The 20,411-nt window shown below is 43.5% G+C and carries 23 protein-coding genes; 1 reads left to right on the top strand and 22 read right to left on the bottom strand.

What is annotated here, in order from left to right:
* Positions 1-30 precede the first annotated feature (30 nt).
* The 3 genes from G632_RS0107570 to G632_RS0107560 all read right to left on the bottom strand — a co-directional run bounded on the left by G632_RS0107570 (position 31) and on the right by G632_RS0107560 (position 2,855).
* Positions 31-1,707 carry a M3 family oligoendopeptidase gene (locus G632_RS0107570; RefSeq protein WP_022768415.1) on the bottom strand — a complete coding sequence of 559 codons (1,677 nt, stop codon included), beginning with the start codon at positions 1,705-1,707 and terminating at the stop codon, positions 31-33.
* 117 nt (positions 1,708-1,824) lie between these two features.
* The gene (locus tag G632_RS0107565; protein ID WP_022768414.1) at positions 1,825-2,115 is read right to left on the bottom strand and encodes a hypothetical protein; all 291 of its coding nucleotides are present in this window, start codon (positions 2,113-2,115) and stop codon (positions 1,825-1,827) included.
* Positions 2,116-2,165: 50 nt separating this feature from the next.
* A complete protein-coding gene (locus G632_RS0107560; protein ID WP_022768413.1) occupies positions 2,166-2,855 on the bottom strand; it encodes a DNA alkylation repair protein in 690 nt (229 codons plus the stop codon).
* 108 nt (positions 2,856-2,963) lie between these two features.
* Between G632_RS0107560 and G632_RS0107555 the strand changes: the two genes are divergently transcribed.
* The gene (locus G632_RS0107555; protein WP_022768412.1) at positions 2,964-3,893 is read left to right on the top strand and encodes a phosphatase PAP2 family protein; all 930 of its coding nucleotides are present in this window, start codon (positions 2,964-2,966) and stop codon (positions 3,891-3,893) included.
* Between the two features lie 7 nt (positions 3,894-3,900).
* Here the strand turns inward: G632_RS0107555 and G632_RS0107550 are convergent, their stop codons facing one another.
* From G632_RS0107550 to G632_RS19245, 19 genes are all read right to left on the bottom strand, one after another.
* Complete coding sequence (locus G632_RS0107550) at positions 3,901-4,758, bottom strand: hypothetical protein (RefSeq protein ID WP_022768411.1); 858 nt, start codon at positions 4,756-4,758, stop codon at positions 3,901-3,903.
* A 254-nt stretch (positions 4,759-5,012) separates the two neighbouring features.
* The gene (locus G632_RS0107540; protein WP_022768410.1) at positions 5,013-5,678 is read right to left on the bottom strand and encodes a lysoplasmalogenase; all 666 of its coding nucleotides are present in this window, start codon (positions 5,676-5,678) and stop codon (positions 5,013-5,015) included.
* Between the two features lie 21 nt (positions 5,679-5,699).
* Positions 5,700-6,362 (bottom strand): sugar O-acetyltransferase, encoded by a 663-nt coding sequence (locus G632_RS19260; protein WP_035782333.1) that lies wholly within the window; start codon positions 6,360-6,362, stop codon positions 5,700-5,702.
* 60 nt (positions 6,363-6,422) lie between these two features.
* Positions 6,423-7,991: a cardiolipin synthase gene (cls, locus tag G632_RS0107530; protein ID WP_022768408.1), complete on the bottom strand. Its 1,569-nt coding sequence runs from the start codon at positions 7,989-7,991 to the stop codon at positions 6,423-6,425.
* Positions 7,992-8,765 (bottom strand): inositol monophosphatase family protein, encoded by a 774-nt coding sequence (locus tag G632_RS0107525; protein WP_022768407.1) that lies wholly within the window; start codon positions 8,763-8,765, stop codon positions 7,992-7,994. It abuts the gene before it with no gap.
* Between the two features lie 21 nt (positions 8,766-8,786).
* Positions 8,787-9,557, bottom strand: coding sequence for a nucleoside phosphorylase (locus G632_RS0107520; protein WP_022768406.1), 771 nt, complete (start codon positions 9,555-9,557; stop codon positions 8,787-8,789).
* Between the two features lie 28 nt (positions 9,558-9,585).
* Positions 9,586-10,134: a GNAT family N-acetyltransferase gene (locus tag G632_RS0107515; protein WP_022768405.1), complete on the bottom strand. Its 549-nt coding sequence runs from the start codon at positions 10,132-10,134 to the stop codon at positions 9,586-9,588.
* Between the two features lie 282 nt (positions 10,135-10,416).
* Entirely contained in the window at positions 10,417-11,145 is a 729-nt protein-coding gene (locus G632_RS0107510) for a MerR family transcriptional regulator (protein ID WP_022768404.1), read from the bottom strand.
* A 99-nt stretch (positions 11,146-11,244) separates the two neighbouring features.
* Positions 11,245-11,964, bottom strand: coding sequence for a sulfite exporter TauE/SafE family protein (locus tag G632_RS0107505; RefSeq protein ID WP_022768403.1), 720 nt, complete (start codon positions 11,962-11,964; stop codon positions 11,245-11,247).
* Positions 11,921-12,793 (bottom strand): NAD-dependent epimerase/dehydratase family protein, encoded by an 873-nt coding sequence (locus G632_RS0107500; RefSeq protein ID WP_022768402.1) that lies wholly within the window; start codon positions 12,791-12,793, stop codon positions 11,921-11,923. The genes G632_RS0107505 and G632_RS0107500 overlap by 44 nt, the downstream gene beginning before the upstream one ends.
* The gene (locus G632_RS0107495) at positions 12,790-13,611 is read right to left on the bottom strand and encodes an ornithine carbamoyltransferase (protein ID WP_022768401.1); all 822 of its coding nucleotides are present in this window, start codon (positions 13,609-13,611) and stop codon (positions 12,790-12,792) included. Before G632_RS0107495 ends, G632_RS0107500 begins: the two co-directional genes overlap by 4 nt.
* Positions 13,611-15,188: a ribosome small subunit-dependent GTPase A gene (rsgA, locus tag G632_RS21075; protein ID WP_022768400.1), complete on the bottom strand. Its 1,578-nt coding sequence runs from the start codon at positions 15,186-15,188 to the stop codon at positions 13,611-13,613. Before rsgA ends, G632_RS0107495 begins: the two co-directional genes overlap by 1 nt.
* A 305-nt stretch (positions 15,189-15,493) precedes the next feature.
* Positions 15,494-16,219: a LytR/AlgR family response regulator transcription factor gene (locus G632_RS0107485; RefSeq protein WP_022768399.1), complete on the bottom strand. Its 726-nt coding sequence runs from the start codon at positions 16,217-16,219 to the stop codon at positions 15,494-15,496.
* Between the two features lie 22 nt (positions 16,220-16,241).
* Complete coding sequence (gene floA / locus G632_RS0107480) at positions 16,242-17,207, bottom strand: flotillin-like protein FloA (RefSeq protein ID WP_022768398.1); 966 nt, start codon at positions 17,205-17,207, stop codon at positions 16,242-16,244.
* Position 17,208: 1 nt separating this feature from the next.
* The gene (locus tag G632_RS0107475) at positions 17,209-17,691 is read right to left on the bottom strand and encodes an NfeD family protein (RefSeq protein WP_022768397.1); all 483 of its coding nucleotides are present in this window, start codon (positions 17,689-17,691) and stop codon (positions 17,209-17,211) included.
* Between the two features lie 2 nt (positions 17,692-17,693).
* A complete protein-coding gene (locus G632_RS19250; protein ID WP_022768396.1) occupies positions 17,694-18,431 on the bottom strand; it encodes a sensor histidine kinase in 738 nt (245 codons plus the stop codon).
* 165 nt (positions 18,432-18,596) lie between these two features.
* Positions 18,597-19,379 (bottom strand): hypothetical protein, encoded by a 783-nt coding sequence (locus G632_RS0107465; protein WP_022768395.1) that lies wholly within the window; start codon positions 19,377-19,379, stop codon positions 18,597-18,599.
* Positions 19,361-19,846, bottom strand: a complete 486-nt coding sequence (locus G632_RS0107460; RefSeq protein ID WP_022768394.1) for an adenylate kinase — start codon at positions 19,844-19,846, stop codon at positions 19,361-19,363. The genes G632_RS0107465 and G632_RS0107460 overlap by 19 nt, the downstream gene beginning before the upstream one ends.
* Positions 19,843-20,400, bottom strand: coding sequence for a GNAT family N-acetyltransferase (locus tag G632_RS19245; RefSeq protein ID WP_022768393.1), 558 nt, complete (start codon positions 20,398-20,400; stop codon positions 19,843-19,845). The genes G632_RS0107460 and G632_RS19245 overlap by 4 nt, the downstream gene beginning before the upstream one ends.
* Positions 20,401-20,411: the final 11 nt, after the last annotated feature.

The following is a 20,411-nucleotide window of genomic DNA, read 5'->3' as shown; positions in this document are numbered from 1 at the left end:
ATAGAAATATAGAAAGACAAATAAATCATATTAACCAAAGATCTTGGCATTCATATCATCTGCCAGTTCCTTAATGGTTCCGTCCTTAAATGGGCTCTTAAGTCCGACTTCATCAAGCATAGGCTCGTAGAAGTCCTTAGCTGAAAGCTTGCAGAGCTGCAAGTAGTGCTTCCAGGCATCCTGGTAGTCCTTGTCCATCCATACCTTGAACTGCATAGCTACAACGCTGGCAAGAACATAATCAATATAGTAGAAAGGATTCCAGAAGATGTGTCCCTGTCTCTGCCAGTATCCGCCCTCTCCGAAGAACTCATCACCGTCAAAGTCAAGCCATGGTCTGTAGGTCTTCTCAAGGTCTTTCCAAACCTGCTTCCTCTCTGCGGGAGTCATCTCAGGCTTGTCATATACAATGTGCTGGAACTCATCAACCATACATCCGTAAGGGATGAAAGTTACAGAATCCTGAAGATGCATTGTGAAATAGTCATCTGCTCTGTCACCGAAGAACTTGTCCATCCATCCGTAGGTGAAGTATTCCATGGACATGGAGTGGATCTCTGCTGTCTCCATGGTGATGTCATTGTGCTCAACTATCTCATCATTTCTTGTAACATAACCCTGGAATGCATGTCCGCACTCGTGGGTGATAACATCCACATCTCCGCTGGTTCCGTTGAAATTAGCAAAGATGATGGGTGACTTGTACTTGGGAAGGAAATCCATGTATCCGCCGGCCTTCTTGGTCTTGCGTCCAAGAACATCGAAGAGCTCGTTCTCAATCATGAAATCAAAGAACTCCGCTGTCTCAGGAGAAAGCTCTTTGTACATCTCCTGTCCGGCCTTCATGATCTCTTCAGGAGTTCCTGTGGGCTTAGGATTACCGTTCTTAAAGAACATATCGTTGTCGTAATACTTAAGCTCGTCTACGCCGATCTGCTTCTTCCTCTGCTCCTGGATCTTGCATACAAAGGGAACAAAAGACTCTTTGATCTGCTTACGGAAGTTCTCAACCTCAGCTCTTCTGTAAGAGTTTCTGTTCATTCTGTTGTAGCCGAGTTCTACGTAATTATCATAGCCCAGCTCTTTAGCCTGCTGTGTTCTGTTCTTGACCAGCTTGTCATAGATGTCATCGATCTCGTCGGTCACTGACATAAAGTAATCGGAAAGAGCCTTCCAGGCACGCTTTCTGGTATCTCTGTCCTCACTGGTAAGGTACTTGCGAAGAAGTGATATATTGCACTCTCCTCCGTCAAACATGATCTTGGCAGATGCTATCAGCTTGTCATACTTACTGATAAGAGCGTTCTCTTCCTGCATAAGAGGAAGGATCTTGTCATCGATTGACTTGTTGGCAAGCTCTATGTTCTTAAATGCTACCTTGCTGATCTTCTCCTCAAGGTAGGGTCTGTAAGGTGACTCAAAGAGTACCTTATTATAATCGTTTGCATACTTGGAGATCATAGGCGTGATCTCATCAATATAGTCGTTCTCTTTAGAATAGAACTCCTCTGTTGTATCGATGTTGTGTCTGAAGACTCCAAGCTTGATGTTTGTCCAAACATCAGCCATGAACTCATAATATTTTTTATGAAGCTCAAACTGCTCTTCACCGCTTTTGGCATTTTTGCTGTCTGTGATGAGCTGTTCAAAAAACTTTTTTACCTCATCCATATCAACTCTGTTGTATGGCATTTCTGAGCACTTCATATAGTAAACTCTCTTTCAAATTATTAAATTTCTATAAAAATCACCAAACCATTATACTGTATACGGGCACATTTAGCAAGGAAACTCTGTATAACTGCACCACGTTAAAGTCCAGTATCAGCCTTGCTTTCCGGAAGACTGACGAATCATGTCTTCGACAACGATGTCATAAATCTCTCCAACAGTATTGCAATACTCCAAAACCTTCCAGGGCTCATTGGTATGGAAATGAATCTTAACAAGGTCCTCATCACCTGCAGCAATAAGGCTGTTTCCCTCAAAATTCTCAGTGATGTAATCTGCTATCTCATCCTCATCGAGGTCTTTGTCTCTTCTGTCAATAAGAAGCTGTGTGTCATAACGATATGCAAACTGATCGTCCTCTGCGTCGATTGAATTGACTCCCATTATTTTTTTCCTCCTTATTTAAATTTAAAAAAGCCAAGAATACTATTATATCAGATTTTAATTTTTAGTCTACGTAAATATGTCTTTTGCTCATCTGTGATGCGATAACTCTCCACAGATTTCTGTATTGCCTTGTTGTGAGTCCAGGGAGAAAGCCTCTTTTCCTCAATAAATGGAAGTATGCTCTCGTACTGTTTAGCAAGGGCTGTGGCGAAATACCAGGCAATCATCATGTTGATGTAGTACTCATCGGAACGGATCTTTGCAACCATCTCAGGATATGACAGATCAAAGTCCTCATCAAGGAAATGCTGCATAAGCATTCCGATTCCAAACCTGACGGTATAAGTGTGATCAGACTGTAGCCACTTCTTTATATGGGAAAAGAGCTCTTCCTTATTTTTCTTAAATACCTTAGGCGACATCTGGTCGGAAGTTGCCCAGTTATCAACAAAGGGAAGAAAAGTTTCCAAAGCCTTCATGCACTCATCAAAATCTTTGATCTCAGATATTGCAAAGGCATGGAGCTGATTCTCATCAAAGTATTTATGAGGAAGATCATTAAAGAACTCATCCAGCTCTCCTGCCTTATACAGCTCTTTTGCCAGCTTTCTGAGCGCAGGGGTTCTGATACCTATAAACTCCTTCTGCTCCACTGTCGGTATGAGTCCCTGCTGAAAATCCCTGTATTTCTCATCCTGAAGCTCAAACAGCTTCTCTCTGATGCCCTGAGCAGTCATATTTTCTGCCTCCTTACTCCTATGTTATCCATTCTACCAAAGAAATTGCCCGTTGTTACCATTTCGTAGTAATATTTATTAAGTATGTTGGGGATTGCGAGGGGAAAGATGGAAACACTCACAGGTAACACTTTTTATTTTGATTTTGAAATTTCTCTGATGGAATGGCTGCAAAGCGTACTGGGTCCCACAGGAGCCGGCATTATTTCTGTATTTTCAGCCCTTGGCGAGGAGTTCTTTCTTATACTTCTTTTAGCTTTTACCTATTGGTGCTATGACAAGAAATTCGGCGAGCACATAGGTTCTATCATGATTCTCGGAACCATAATAAATCCGCTTATTAAAAATATATTTTGGAGAAGACGCCCCTACTTTGACCACGAATCAATAACGTGTTACAGGCCTCTTGATAAAGAGCATGATCTGTATGATATAGCAGCACAGGGCCTGTCTTTCCCAAGCGGTCATTCAACCAATTCAGCAATAGCATTCGGCACTATTGCTCTGAAAGCCCGGAAAAGATGGGTTTCCATAAGCTGTGGAATCATCATTTTCCTGGTAGGCTTTTCAAGAGTGGTAGTAGGAGTCCACTATCCCACCGACGTTCTTTTGGGATGGTTATCAGGTTTCTTTTGCATCTGGCTCATCACCTTCTTAAGGAACAAAGTCCCCGAGGAAAAGACATGGCTCATTTATCTTGTAATATTCCTGATATCATGCCTTGGGCTTTTCTACTGCAGGACCACGGACTATTTCACCTGCCTGGGACTGGTGGGCGGAATCTACGGTGCCTTTGAGTTTGAAAAGAGATTTGTTCACTTCAAAAATACAAAAAATCCTCTGATTTGTATTCTGAGGATTTTCTGTGGTGTTGCTATTTATCTGATCTTAAATGAAGTCCTTAAACTTCCGTTCCACAAGGAGTTCCTTGAATCAGGAACTCTACTTGCGGGTGTTGTAAGGAGTGTTCGTTACCTTATCGTGTCCTTTGTTACAGTTGGCGTATATCCTTTCTCTTTCAGACTCATAGATAGGTGATTTTTCCTTACGCAAATATCATTCCAAATATCGGTGAGAGCACGATCATCACCATGGAAAAGGCAAAAGAGTTTACTGACATCAGCGTTGCTCTCTGGTCTGACGGGATCATTGTGCTCAGCAGAATATCTGTCCTAACCTGGACGAAATTATCAGAGAAGGCTCCGATAAAACCGCCTATTATCATAAGATAAATATTCCCCGTAAACACAGAAGCAAAGGCTAACATAACGCCGATTGTCGCGATAATTCCAATCTGTCTGTATCTCTTTTCCGGAAAATACTCCGTCGCTTTAGCTCCTATTGCTGCTCCCATTCCCATGATAAACAGTACAGGTCCTAGCCAGAAATTACTAAGCCCCATCAGTGGGAGTTTGGCCTGTAAAAAGAAAAGTATCAGAATGTCCACTGCACCTATCAGGGAATTGAACAGAATTATGAGTCTGGCCTTTCTGTTATTTCTAATGAAAGAAGCACTTTCCGAAATTACCTTTTTAAATCTGTCAGAGGCTTTGCTGACGTTTTGTAGATCAGTCTTTACATCGACCAGCGAAAGAGCTATGAGTACAGAGATAGCGCCTACTACTGCATCTATCATGTTAGCTCTTTTATATCCCAGAAAAAGAGCTAATCCTGCAAGGAGCGTTCCTACAGAGCCAAATATCTGATAGATCATAAGGTCTGTTGATGCAAACTTATCATACTCATTCTCTATTCCGGCTTCTTTAAGGCTGTCATAGGCAAGTGCTTCTCTGGTCCCCGATGCAAGAAGCGCCACCCAGGCAGCACCTGCTATGGCAAGGCCTGCTACGGCGTCTATTCCAAGTAGTTTATTGATTTGTGATTTAGCTGTTTTCTTATCCATAAAAAAATCTCCTTAGTCTTTTGATCATTAAAAAGAATAAGGAGATAATGTCTCTTAATTTATTCCGACTGCAGATACTTATGTCGGTTATTACCTAAAAAAGAGCGCACTATCCCCGCAAACAGCTAAAACGTTACCTTTCATCAGATGAAGGTTTACTGTCTTCCAGGTCATCTGTGTGCTCTCCTTTCGTAGTTTTTCTATTAGCCAGAATATCACTGTTTCCGCATATTGTCTATCTTCCAATGTCTTTTTTAGAGGAACATCAGACTGACGCCAATAAGGATCTGGCCTGCATAGTACAGGACAATGTTGGAAATTCTAAAACTCTCACGGAACTTCTTTCCGAAGGTGTTGATGATAAGAACTATATCGCTGATCAGGAACAAAAAGGCTCCAAGGGCAAATATCGCTGTAAATGCCGATGGCTTAGCGATAAGGTTACCTACTGCAACTGCGTTCATCAGCATGATAGCTCCGATGTAGATCACACCAAAAATCTTAAACGGCAGTTTCGCAGAAATGACCTGGAAAAGCCACAGGATAAGAAGTCCTGCCAAAGCAAGTCCTATTGCAATGCAAATCTTCCAGTTTGTGGACATCTCAAGGATTGCGATAAGGTACACAATATGTCCGGCCAGGAAAACGAGGATTCCAATAAGAAATGCCAGCTGCCCTCTCTTCTTGAAGATGAATCTTAAGTTTAGCAATATATCAGCTATAAATCCCAGAATAAGGCCATAGATGAGCAGTGTTGCCACATTGCCTCCGGGACTGTTCAATAGTCCGATCAGCACAAAGCAGAGAGACGCAAATCCCTTCCAGACATCAGCCGATACATATTTGTCATGCATTTCAGCTCTTAAGAATATCGTTGCAAAAACGGCACATAAAGCAGTTAGGATTATGACCTGCAGCATATCTTGTCTCCTTTACTTATATCAGGCTGTTGGATATTTACCAGTATCATTTTCATCAGCCTGGATTCTCTGAATATGCTCCCAGGCCTCTGCATCAATCTCTTTTCCCGCAAAATACTTGTTACGATCCTCTTCCGTTATCTTTCTGATCACACGAGCGGGATTTCCTACTGCCACGCACCACTCCGGTACATCTTTTGTAACCACAGATCCGGCGCCTATTACAGAGTTGGCGCCGATGGTCACTCCCGGGCAGATAACAACGTTTCCGCCAACCCAGACATTGTCGCCGATGGTGACATCAATCCCATACTCATACATGGTATTTCTGGTGGCTGGATGAACCGGGTGACCGGCCGTATAAATGGCTACATTGGGTGCCATCTGCACATTATCGCCGATGCGGATCATTCCTACATCCAGCATGGTGCAGTTATAGTTTGCAAAAAAGTTCTTGCCGATTTCTATGTGCGTTCCGTAATCACAGTAAAACGGCGGGTTAACCAAAGAGTTCTCTCCGATCTTTCCAAAAAGCTCAGTGATGATCTTTCTGATGGAATCAAAATCGGATCTGTCCACTGTGTTGAGCTGCTGCGTGATACGACGGGCAACCTTCTGCTCCTCGAACACCGAGTCATCGGAAATATAAACAAGACCCTGATCTCGTCTCTCTATGTTGCTCAAACTCATGTTCAAAATCCTCCAAAGTTAATATACATAATTATACCATGATGGAATGCTCGCCTACAGCAGTGGTGCGATAAATTTAAGCAGTGCTCCAATAACCTTGTAGGCTATTTTTTCATGAGCTATAGTCTCCCTCGTTACCTCGCGGCATTTAGAAAGTGCGTCATTATAGTCGGCTTCAATATCCGCAATACATGGCACCTTATAGAGATATGTTGCGCACTCAAAATGATGATAAAGGCTCCTGTAGTCGAGATTTATGGTTCCTACGACAGCTCTTTTGCCATCACTGACACATACCTTGGCATGGACAAAGCCCGGAGTGTACTCATATATCTTAACGCCGGAGTCAGTAAGCTCGCTGTAGTGAGATTTAGCAAGAGCGTAGGCAAATTTCTTGTCCGGAATTCCCGGCAGAATAAGTCTTACATCCACGCCTCTCTCAGCCGCGTACTTGAGCGCTGTCAGGAGCTCGCCATCCAGAATAAGGTAGGGCGTCATGAAATAAACATAATCCGTCGCCCTGTTTAGGATGTCCATGTAGACAGTCTCTCCCACTTTGTCTTCATCCAATGGGCAGTCGCCATAAGGAACAACAAAGCCCTCAGTCTCAGGATAGCCTGTGGGTTCAAGGAACTTGGGCTCAAATGAAGGCTCAGGCTCTGTGAGATTCCACATCTGCAAGAACATAAGGGTAAAGCTTCTGACTGCCTCTCCCTTAAGCATAACTGCAGTGTCTTTCCAGTGCCCAAACATTTTTTTGTGGTTTATATACTCATCTGCCAGGTTAACGCCACCATTGAAGGCAACCTTTCCGTCAATGACGAGAATTTTCCTGTGATCTCTGTTGTTGTAATGAGATGATAAAAACGGAGCAATAGGCGCAAACATCTTGGCCCGAATTCCCAGGGTCTTAAGGCGCTTTGGATAATCATGGGGAAGAAGTGTTATCTCACACATTCCGTCATACATGACCCTGACATCAACTCCCTCCGCCGCTTTTCTTGCAAGGACTTCCAGAATCTGTCCCCACATGTAGCCTTCCTCGATAATGAAATATTCGAGGAATATAAACTTCTCCGCCTTTTCAAGCTCTTCCAAAAGGGCTTTGAATTTGTCTTCACCAAGCGGGAAGTAAGTAACTTCAGTATTTGTAAAGATTGGGAAATCGCCGCTTCTGTTCAGATACTTAACCAGGTCATCTGTACCGTAAGGATCACCCTTTAGTTTTTCTATAACTTCGCTGTTCTGAGGGACTGCGCCTTCAGATAGTTTTATCATCTCTTCAACTCTCTTGCGCGTTTTTCGATGGCCGATATTGGATGTGGTAAAAGCTAAAAGTGCAACGCCAAAAAGGGGAACCAATGCAATAACCGCCAGCCATGTCAGCTTAGCCGAAGCATCCATTCGATTGTTGAACAGATAAATGACCATTGCATATGCAAATATGATTTCAAGCACAGCGTAATAAGGAATGAACTTTTCAAGCCATCCAAAGAGTGTAAAGTATAAAAAGACCTGCACCACAAGAAACAGTAAGATGAGTATAAAACGGCTGAAAAATATCCGTAAGATACCGATCTTGCTGTGTTTGCTCAGCCTTATTCCTGCCTCTGAATCCATCATTTAAGCCTCCTTAAAGCAAGTCGGAATCTCTTTTACGCCTCTGCTCATGCAAAGCGCCGATGAAGCACCTGTGTATGAAAGAGGATTGCCTTCTATGTCTGTCACACTGCATCCGGCTTCCTTGGCGATGAGCGCTGCTGCAGCATAGTCCCAGATTTGAATCTTAAGTTCAAAGTATAGTCCGCATCTTCCGATGGCGACGCAGCACATATCCCAGGCTGCAGTTCCGGACCTCCTTAGGTCTACGCACAGCGGAAGGAGTTTCTTTGCTATGTCAAAAGACTTATCTCTCAGTTCCTCATAATATGGCGCAGTGCCAAAGCATGAGAGCTGCTCGGAAAGTGGCGCCTCGGAGGACATTATTCTCTCGCCGTTCATGTATGCGCCTTCTCCTGCAATGGCTGAGAACATCATGTCATCATAGGGGTTGTAGACTACAGCCATGTAGGGCTTTCCGTCTTTCAGAAGACCGATGGATACTACTGAAGGTCTGTATTCATAGATGAAATTGGAAGTGCCATCTATCGGATCAATGACAAAGCAGAACCCCTTTGCCATCTTGGCTGAGAACTCGTCCTGCCCGTCCTCTTCTCCGAGAAACTCTGCTTCAGGAAGAAGCTCTTTTAACCTGTCAACCAGAAACCTCTGGACCTTCTCATCCGTCTCGGTGACGAAGTTTGCATGTCCTGATTTCTCCATGATCTTTGGGCGTTTGGCAGACAGTAAGATATCTCCTGCCTCTCTTGTTACCTGCTTAATGTCTTCTATTGTCATTTTGTGGTGGTTCCTTTCCTGTCAGTCTGTGTACTCCTTCAGTACGTCCAGTCCCAGCAGCAAAGCCTTTTCGTGAGAACCTGTTCCAAAGTCTCTTACGTCATATTCATGAACATTTGCAAGAGAATCAGCTGTAAAGAGGAACTGGCCAAAGCTTGCTCCGCGCTTTCTGCATACTGCGGCAAGTGAAGCACACTCCATCTCAACTACAGAGCATCCTTCCTCTAAACGATATTTTACCATGTCTTTTGTCTCTCTGAAAAATGCATCCGTAGTCCAGGTTGTACAGGTCACAAATGGAAGGTTATGTTTATTAAAACACCTCTCAATTGCTGCCACAGGCTCTTTATCCAGCTCGATATACCTTGAAGCCGGGAGATAGTGATAAGATGTGCCTTCAGCCCTGAGAGCTTTTGTCGGAACAATAAAGACATTCTCGGGAAGATCTGCAAGAACTCCACATGAGCCTATGGCAATTATCTTTTCGCAGCCACAGCTTATGAGGCAGTCAATGAGGGAAGCAGCTCCCGGAGCTCCTATCAGAGACTGTACAAGGCATATATCCTCACCCTCTTCATGAAGAACATATATCTCAACGGTATGTGAAACCGTGATGAATTTCTCAACAATTTCTGCATTATGCTCCTGCGCAAATTTTGAAACCACGTCTCCCAAAAATGTAAACAGGCACTTCTTCGGAAGCTGAAGATCCGGCCAGTCGTGGTTTGGAGTTATAACTTCTGCTGAGTGATCATCATATTCAAGTATTGGTATCTCATTCTTTATTATCATTTCATGTCCTCCCTCTGCTTATACCTGCTTATAAAAACAGGACCATATTTATCTCATCGAAGTATGTGCCGTCTTTGAGCTTGAATGCTCTAAGGAACTTGCCCGTCTCTTTAAATCCAATCTTCCTGTACAGGGCAAGGGCTCTTTCATTGTCTTCGTATACTCCCAGCTCAATTTGCTCAAAGCCCATCTCTCTTGCTTTCGCGATTACCTTTTCCATCAGGATCGTGCCAAGTCCGCACCCTGTGTACTCCTGAGTCAGTGCAATTGCTAAATCGCATCTGTGCTTTAGTTTGATATGATTTCTGTTACGGGAGATTGAGCAGTTGCCAACAGCTCTTTCGCCGTCAAACGCCGTGAACCATACGCGGTCATCTGCTTCAAGCACGAAGTTTAATATCTCTTTTTCTTTATCAGGTGTTGTCTGAATCTCCTCCGGATATCTTACAAGGAAGTGAGTTTCCTCTGCAGTCTTTATCATGTAGTCCAGCATTGCCTGTGCGTCTTTTTCCTCGGGGGATCTTAGTGTTAGTTCTCTTCCGTCCTTTAATGTGATTGTCTCTTCTTCGATTCTCATAATTTCCCTCCTTTTGTATAAAAAAAGACCTTACCAAACATGTGCTTGATAAGGTCTAAATCATACATAATACTTTCTACACTGAAAGTTCTACCTCATCTCGCATGGTGAACAAAACTCCTGATAATTATTCACGAGCATTGCTGAGACCATTCTGTTGACGAGACGTGTATTTGTCATATGGTGAACTTTCCTCCGAAATAATTAGTTGTTAGTATAAAGGGCGTATTATGCGTTGTCAATACAATTTCCTGTCTATAGGTTATTTTTACTGACAATTTATCACTTGCCACAATATACCTTTATTGCCTGATAGACAAACTCTGCAGTTCCGGCTCCGCCCATCTTGTCTATGTTGTCGGTGAACTCTCCGCCTCCGACATACATCTTGCCAAGGCTAAAGAGTATCTCATCGGTGCAGTGGTAGAAATGATCGGTGATATAGTCCTGAAGCTTCTTAACCTGATCCTGGGCCTTATCGGATGCGTGATCTGAGTCCTTCATGGCGCCAAACTCCTCAAATATCTTCATGAAATCAGCCATCATATCTGCCTTTTCAGAATCGGTGCGATTCTTATCCTTTTCTTCAAACTCTTTGAATTCGGGAGTCTTTCCCCACTGCTCTTTTGCTCTTTTTGCGTATTCATCAATTTTACTTATATCAAATGCTTTAAAATCCAATTTTCTCACTCCTCTCAGTTTTAGTCCTTTGCACATATCGATCAGGTTCTCGATGTGCTCCTTCTTAAGTTCCAGGAGCCCAATCTGCTGATCCAGTGCTTTCCTCTTGTCAAAATCAGATCTGGTCACAATTTCCTTTATGTCTTTTAGCGGAAACTCCAGCTCCCTGAACAGTAAAATCTGTTGCAGCTTCTCCAGGGCTGCATCGTCATACAGCCTGTATCCGGCTCCGGTATACTCTGCCGGCTTAAGAAGTTCTATTTTGTCGTAATACTGCAAGGTGCGTATACTCACTCCTGTCAGTTTACTTACTTCATTTACTGTCATCATGGCTTTCATCTCCTTCACGTGTAATTATAGTTTAGACTATTACGTAACGTCAGAGTCAACAGTTTTTTGCAAAAAATAAGAGGTTCAAAATGAACCTCTTTAAAGTATATTGTTCAGAATCAGTGCGATTCCTGATACGATCAGTAGGATGATCACAATCTTTTTTACCACATTTTCGCTTATCCTTCCGGCGCTGAGCATTCCTGCCACCAGTCCGATAAGCATGAATGGTGCAAGCACCAAGGCTCTTTTCAAGGCAGCAACAGTGAGGATTCCGTAAAAGAGATACAGGATAATCCTGAAGGTATTCTCAATCACAAATACTGTGCAGATGTTGGCCTTGAAAGCCTTCATATTATCTGTCGTCCTGCCAACGTAGGCGCCAAGCAGTGCACCAACTCCAAAGAGTCCGCACAGAAAGCCTGACAGAATTCCTATTATCGTAAGTAGTATCTTCGAGCTCTCCTTCTTCTTGTGGGACAATTCTCTGAGTAGCATCTCTATGCCCACAATTATCACCAACACTCCGAAGATTATCTTGATCAGCGTGATATCTGCATTCTTCAGGAAAAGAGCTCCTCCAAAGCTTCCGATGATCACCATGACCGTTAGCGGAAGAACAATCTTAAGGTCTATCGCCTTTCGCTCTTTCCAGCTTATTATCAGGTTTGTCGGATATCCAAGAACTAGCTCCAAAGGAGAGATATTTATATTAGCTGCCGTAAAACTTAAAATCGACGTAAAAACCAGAGTATTTGCGAATCCGCATAATCCCTTAACATAGAACGCTACAAGCGTTGCAATTATCCAATAGCCCATATATCCAACCACCTAAATCTGAAAATGTATATCCAATACTCCTTGCCTTGTCAGTATTAAAGCTCAGCGTATCTGTCAGACCATTGTATGGCGCTGCGTTGCCGGCAGCATCAAAAATCGCAGTCTTACCGATTTTCTTTTCAGCATAATCAATGATCTCCGAAATCTTTATGACTCCGTTTGAGCATCCGTTCACAGCGCCGTCACATGGATGATCAGCAAGGTATGCGATGAACTCCCCGGCTTCTTTTTCATGGATAAAAGACATTGCTCTGTCCATATCATCAACATACATGGGAATTCTGTTCCTTATATGATCGACGTAGAAACGAAGTCGTCCGGTGTAGTCGTTTTCTCCCAGAACAACAGGATATCTCACAAAGGTGCATGAAGCTTCATCCATAAACTCAAGAGCCGCACGCTCTGCATTTCGCTTGGTCTCAGGATAATCGGGAAGTCTGTCCTGCCATTTTAAGGGGTGATTTCTTGTTGCAAACTCCCCTTCTACGATACCTGCGTGCTCTTCATGATACACAGAGCAGCTGGACATCTGAATATACCTGTCGCAGGATACATTCTCCAAAAGAGCTTTTACATCATTGGAGCCGTAGGCGATCTTATCAATTATCACGTCATACTTAAGACCGCTTAAAGCTCTTTTAACAGCTTCAGGATCTGTTCTGTCAAATACAACACTTTTCACTTCTCCTTCAAAATCTGCCCGGGCATTTCCCCTTGTGGCAATTGTCACATCATGGCCGGCAGATAGCAGTGCGTTGACCATAGGAATTCCAAAAAATCTGGTACCACCAACAACAAGAATTTTCATAACATGCTCCATATAAGTATTGCCTGCTGAACTTTCAACAGGTTCTTTTTAAACTCATATCCCACAAAGAAATCGGAATCGATCACATCCGCTGACACTTCCTCTCCACGATAGAAAGGTGGACAGGGATTCAGGATTGCATTATTATTTGCCTTCTCCATCAGGCCTTTTGTCACCTGATAGTTCTTAAAATCTTCAAGCATACTCGCAGTAATGGAATCGGTGCAGACAATGTCTTTTCCAACAATTGCACTCTCCAATCTCTCATCAAAAGAAGCTCCGGGGATCCGGTATTTACCGGGACCACTCTGAGTCAGTGAAAAGCCAAAGGCGTCTGATGCCTCTTTCCAGGCTCTTCCGATATTTCCATCGCCGCCGACAAACAGATACTCATCACTCAGGTAATCCTCTCTGATCCCAGAAAGCGAGTAGAGATCGGACATTATCTCGCAGGGATGATTGTCATCAGTCATGGCATTAATGACAGGGGCTGACATTGCATCAGCCATCCTGTCAATCATGTTAATATCCGGATAGCGCACTATAACAGCATCTGCCCAGTTCTGCAGATATCCGCACACATCCTTTATTTCTTCTTTTTTATCCAGTGTCTTTGGGTCGAACAAGATGGACTGGCCACCGAGAAGGTATATTCCTTTTTCAAAAGACACTCTGGTTCTTATGCTCGATGCCGGAAAGAACATAACTATGGTCTTCCCTTTAAGGAATCCTTCATACTTTTCGATGGTGTTGGCAATCTCAAATATCCTGCGCAGTTCTTCTTTTTTGTGATCCGTAAGTCTTATAAAAGATTTCATTACATATACCTGTTATTGTTTTTCTTATACGCCTTGGCCCACTTGGAGATCTCTTTTTTCTTGGCATAGTTCCTGGTATTCTCTGAGCCAAGATTCTTGTACAACGCATATCTCTCAGGGGAGAGCTCACCGTTTGCGATGGCTGCTTTAATTGCGCATCCGGGCTCTGTCTCGTGCCTGCAGTTACTGAATTTGCACTGACATTCCAATTCTACAATATCCGAAAAGGTATCATCAATACCTTCAGCGGTGTTTGCCATGCCTATTTCACGCATTCCGGGAGTGTCAATAAAGCAGATACCGTTTGATGTCTCGATAAGCCTTCTGATGGTTGTAGTATGGCGTCCCTTGTCATCATCCTCTCTGATCTCTGAGGTCTTCATGATATCCTCCCCTATCAGAGTGTTGACAAGCGTTGATTTTCCGACACCGGATGAGCCCATAAGACAGATCGTATTTCCGGGGATCAGATATTCTCTGAGCTCCTCAAGGCCGATGCCATAGATTGCCGAAATTGCATGGACTCTGACTTTATCGGATATCTGCTCAACCTCGCGCACATATCTTCCAGTATTGTTGCAGAGGTCTGATTTGGTGAGGATCACAACAGGAGTAGCGCCTCCCTGAAGCGCAACACTTGCGTACCTCGCTATGCGGTTGTAGTTATAGTCCTCATTAAGAGATGTAACAATAAAGCAGTAGTCCACGTTGGAAACCATGTACTGCATAACTCCCGTCTTGGCTTGGTCAGGTCTTTGGAGGAAGCTCGTTCTCTCACATACAGAGAGGATCATTGAATCTCCCTGTCTGTTATAGCGAAATGTTACATAGTCGCCAACTACCGGAAGCTTATCTGCATCTTCTCCGTAAAAACTGCCCTTTAGCTTTGCAGGGATTTCCTGTTCCCAGAATTTTATCATGTAGCTGTTTTTGCTTACCTGTGATATTCTTCCAAGTTTTTCTTTATGAAGCCACTGGCAGGAAAACTTAAGAGGCTTGTAATACGGAAACTTATCCGTGAACTCTTTTACCTCCTCTTCATCCTCGCACTCCTCGAAAACAGGTGCTTCGTAGAATAATCCGTGAATATCTTCAAATCCGTCGTTAAGAGGAAGTGCCATAAACGCGTCTGCGTTTCCAAATGCCGGGTGATGGATATCAAAGCTGTCGCAGGTCTTAAAGCCGTGCTTTGGATAGTACTGAGGCTCTCCGCAGATCACGATCCCCTTGTATCCTGCTGCCCCGGCAAGAGAAATAGTCTCTTTTAACAGCGCCGCTCCTATCCCTGCGCTAAAACATGTTGGCTCAACGGCCAAAGGTCCGAAGGTCAGGACTTCGTGTTCTTTATCGCCATCCACGACCTTAGCCTTTGAGTAAAATATTGCTCCAACAATCCTGCCATCAAGCTCTGCCACGCGGCTAAGTTCCGGAAGATATTCATCGACGCCCCTTAGCTTATGCACCATCAGATGCTCGTTGCATCCCGGGCCGTGAATGTTCCAAAAAGCGCGCATGGTCATCAGTTCTGTATCGTAGTAATCACTTGTAGTTTCTTTTCTGATTATTAAATTATTCAATGTTTTGTCTCCTTGATTATGTTTACTAATTCATGTTGTTGTCAGTTTTAGTTATTAGCCATAGTATGGAGACCTTGTAGACAAGCGCAATAAAAAAACCGCGACAAAAATGCCACGGTCTAAATACGCTATATAAACGCCTTGCAGATATCAGAAGGCATAAACCGAGGTCATCATACTATATTCATTTACAATCTCTGTTCTGTTTGCACTCATTATTATGATTACCTCGCTTTCCTCAAGATTTTTATTACATTACACAGAGTAACAAATGTGCGCTTTAAAGTCAACGTGTTTTTAGTTTGTCAAAATACCAGCTTCTGTTTCATCTCATTATATTTTTCAGAAGTCATAAGAGCAGTTTCATCCGTGCCCTTGAGTGTTACCGTATATGTCCACCTGCCGTACACCTCAAGCTTTTTGACTGCTTCCACTCTGATTATGTAAGACTTGTGGCACCTCATGAATTTATCGGGGTCGAGCTTTTCCTGAATGGAAGAAAGAGATGATGAGGTAAGGAAAGTCTCATCCCTGGTCACTATCCTGCTTATGCCGTCGGTCCGCTCGATCATTAAGATGTCTTTTGTATCAATGAGATTTATCTCTTCCTTTCCGCGAATCACCAGCTTGTCAAAAGAGCCTTCAGCTTTTGCCTCAGTGTCTTTTTCCGCTGTCATACTCTTTATCCTGCCAAGTGTCTTGCCTATCCTCTCAAGATCGAAGGGTTTGACGAGATAGTCAAAAGCATATATCTCAAAGGCATTGGCCATATACTCGCTGTGGGCTGTCGCAAAAACTATCTTCACCTTTGGATCGACTTCGGTAATAGCCTTGGCACATTCAAGACCGCTCTCACCGGATAGGTCAATATCCATGAAGACAACATCGGGGCGAAGTTTGATAAAGTCGCTGATAGCCGCTGCGAAATTTCCGCATGAGGATACAACCTCACAATCAGAAGTTTTCTCAATCATCTTTTTAAGGATATTTCTGATCTGTTCTTCATCCTCAACTATCATTGCTCTTATCATAACTTCGCCCCTTCAAAGTTTATTATTTCTTGTCTTTCTTGGTCTCGACATATTCAGCGATGCTGTTGCCGATATCGTTTTTCATCTTGGTATCTGCCTGAACATTCTTAAGGTTGTAGTAATCAAGCACTCCGATATTTCCTGACCTCAAGGCCTCCGCCATTGCTCTTGGAATCTCTGCCTCAGCCTTGACAACCTCTGCCTTCATCTCCTGTTCAAGAGCTACAGCCATTGCTCTTCTCTCCTCAGCCTTAGCCTGAGCGATCTTGGTGTTGGCCTCTGCTTGAAGGCTCTGGAGGTTAGCTCCGATGTTTCTGCCGATGTCGATGTCTGCGATATCAATGGACATGATCTCGTAAGCTGTGCCGGAATCAAGTCCCTTTTCAAGTACAACCTTTGAGATATCATCGGGATTCTCAAGAACGCTGCTGTGAGTGATTGCTGAACCAACTGTAGTTACAATGCCTTCACCTACTCTTGCAAGAACAGTTGCTTCACCTGCACCACCGATAAGTCTGTCGATATTGGTCCTTACAGTTACACGAGCCTTAACAAGAAGTTCTATACCGTCTTTTGCAACTGCTGCAATCTGTGGTGTCTCAATAACCTTGGGCGTAACGCTCATGGTTACCGCTTCGAACACATCACGTCCAGCAAGATCGATAGCCGATGCCTGCTCAAAGGAAAGGTTCATGCTTGCTCTCTCTGCTGCTATCAGAGCGTTTACAACATTGTCTACATTTCCGCCGGCCAGGTAATGTGCTTCAAGCTGATTGGTTGTAACATTTATACCTGCCTTAGTTGCCTTGATGAGCGGACTTACAATCTTTACAGGTTTAACTCTTCTAAGCTTCATTCCTACCAGGGAAAAGATACTGATCTTAACCCCACTGGCTACTGCTGAAATCCACATTCCAACAGGGATCACAGCAAAGAACACGATTAAAAGTATGATTACAATTGCTGCTATTATAATAGTTGTCATCATTTTATTTCTCCTCCTCTACAATTATCCTGTTGTCTTTTACTTCTGTTATAACAAGAGCAGAATCTTTTTTTATGTAATAATTTGCAGATTGAATATCCAGCTTGACTCCATCAAACTCGCCCTTTCCTGAGGGCTTTAGGTCCGTTATTGCAACTCCCTTTTTCCCGATAAGATACTCCATATCCTTTTCATCGATAAACAGATTCTTGCCGGGCAGATCCTCATCAAGCTTGATGGGTGACTTTATCTTTTTTGACCCAAATATCACTATGCTTATCACGAGCATCACTGCGATTATGACAATGGCTATGACGCCCACTATCACTCTTTGCTGCATGCTGTTTCCGGTCAGAAAGATGCCGGCTGCAGTAAAGATGATACCTGCTATTCCCGGAAAGCCAAAGCCGGGCATATAAAACTCGACGCCTATCAGAAGTATTCCTATTATCAGGACTATAACTCCCAATATCTGAACTGCTCCCATAATCATTCTCCTTTTCCAAAGCTTACCGTAAATACTGTCTCCTCGTCATCTGACAAAAGTTCAATATCTCCACTGTTCTTACTAAGAATCTCGGATACGATTGCAAGCCCCATTCCATGGCCTTCGCCTTTCTTGGTTGAAAAGCCTCTTTTGAAAATATTATCTCTTATATCTTCGGGGATCTTTGGGCCATTGTCATCCACACTGAAAATGTATCTCTCAGGGGTTTCCGTGATCTGCACTCTGAGCTTCTTTTCCTCGCCGGTGGAATCTTCAAGTGCCTTCATGGCATTGTCAATCAGATTGGAGAGAACCTTGCACAGCTCCCAGTCCTCTATGGCTAGTTTTTTCAAATCTGATTTTACATCGACCTGAAATTCAATTCCCTGTGCTTCCGCCTCTGCCATCTTGGCTGCCAGGAGTGCATTTATCGCAGGCTTTGACGTCTTTACAGCTTTTCCTGTCTTTAGCAGCTCCTTGTAAACTTTTCTGAGGTACGAATTCATTTCATCGTATTCCTCAAGTTCCATCAGACCATAGACGATCTGCAGATGGTTAAGGTAGTCATGTCTGTCCATTCTGAGTTTATCATTGAGCTTGCACAGGTTATCGACGCTTTCCATAAGTGCATCGTTCCTGGCTATCAGCTTCATGTAGTTCCTTACAAGGACAGCAATACAGGCAATGAGTATTACAACCAATATGACAAAACCGATAAGATAAAAAGATGAGTCTCCCACAACCGCCTCCGTTATTCTATATACCAATCATAGCATCGCTGCCTTTTTGAACAATTCATTTCCTCTCAATTATACAAAATCCCCACTGAAATGACATAAATGAGCCCCAGGGACGGAGTCATGGGCTCATTTTTGATCCCTAGGGACGGAGTCAAGGGCTCATTTTTACTTTTTCGCTACAATGAGATATCTGTGGATGGTTCCCTGCACAAAGCCGTTTTTATCAATTTCTTCCTGCATCTTAAAGAGCCTGTCAAAGCACTTCTCCACCGAGAATCCGGGGAACTCCCACTCTATGATGCGAGCAAACCACACGAATGCGCCCACGTCATAGAATCTGATTGGTCTGTACACTTCTTCGCCTCGGATCACTTCAAACCCGGCTTCTTCAAATTTCTTTTTCTGGATAGAAAGCTCTAACTCCGGGAAGGGCTCAGGTGTGCCTGGCAGAACCATCTCCACCAGTTCCCTGTCGTTCTTGCCTCCCACCTGCTGAGTGATGAATATGCCGTCATCCTTAAGAAGTCTGTGTATCTCCTTGGGGTCAAAGCTGCCGTGTCTGTTGATCATTATGTCAAAAAAGCTGTCGGCAAAAGGTATGTCTGACTCATTATCGCAAGGTTTGAAATCAATCCCGAGGGGTAAAAGAGTCTCTTTGCACAGCTCAACGTTTGGCGGAAAGCCCTCTGTTGCTGCTGTGTTCTTGTAAGGGTGTCCCAACGATAGCAGGAACTCTCCTCCACCTGTGTCAAAATCCATGAGCTTCATGTCAGGATCAAGGTACTCCTCAATTATCTTCTTGTAATCCCAGGGAAGATCGTCCTCCTCTTCGTATCTGTCATGGATGTGAGAAAAATCCCAGCCGTGAATGTGGGCAATCTTCTCCTCTGCTTCCCATTCTTTTCTAAGTTCATTTATTCTGTCTGTATTCATATTTCTGTAATCCATTTTTCTGCCTCTTCTCTAGTGTGGAATGTGATCACTTTTTTGTCCTTATATTTGGAAAAGAGCTCGTAAAGCACCGGCTTGTTTTCTTCCTCATAGTTCTTAACCAGCTCCACCAGTTCCGGATCAAGCTTATTCTCTGTCCATGGCATATCCGGGCGATCTTGTCCTACTCTGCCTATAATGCCATCCATGCAGACCTGCTCGCCATAATCCAGGAAAAAGACTGTATCGCAGGCTGCAATTCTCTTTTCATAAGTTCTGCTGTAATCTCCGTCAATGATCCAACTGTCGCGGCTTACAAGGTCAGATAGTTTCTCGTCAAACTCGTCTCTGGAAATATGAGTTCTGTCTGCCTTCCACCATATGTTATCCAAATGGTACAGCGGAAGATCTGTTTTCTCATGAAGTTTAATTGAAAAGGTGCTCTTGCCACTTCCGGAGCACCCCAGTACAAGTACTTTTTTCATTTATGCATACTCTCCCACTCATGGCGAAGAAGCCTGTACTCCAGGCGGGTTTTCATTCTGTCGTCATGCCACTCATAGTCGATGTGCTCAGCTTCTTTTATGAGTCCACTTTTTTGCATAACTCTCTCGGAACCGATATTCTCAGACAGGCATCCGGTTGTTACTCTGTACACGTTGTCCTGAGTGAAAGCAAATTCGAGCACCTTCTGCACTGCCTCGGACATATATCCATTGCCCCAGAACTTCGGATATGTAAAGTATCCAAGATGAACAAGCTTGCCAACCGGAGTGTTGTCTGTAACCGTGTATCCGACACTTCCTACCTGCTCATGGGTGTCTTTAAGTTCCATGTGCAGGAAATAAAACTCCCTATCAGGCTTCTCCATATCTGCAAGCACGCCTTCAAACTCTGCCCTGGCATCATCTTCTAAGTCCAGCCTGATATCCTGCATATAGTACATGGTCTTATCATCGGTTTTTAATTTGTAGTAGGCATCAAAGTCGCTCTCAGTGTAATCTCTGAGGATCAGCCTGTCTGTCTCAAGAGTAATCATCAGGTCTTTTC

The organism is Butyrivibrio sp. NC2007, from assembly GCF_000421405.1.
GTDB lineage: Bacteria > Bacillota > Clostridia > Lachnospirales > Lachnospiraceae > Butyrivibrio.
Note: the sequence above shows the minus strand (reverse complement) of the source record. Positions and strands in the feature narration are given on the sequence as shown.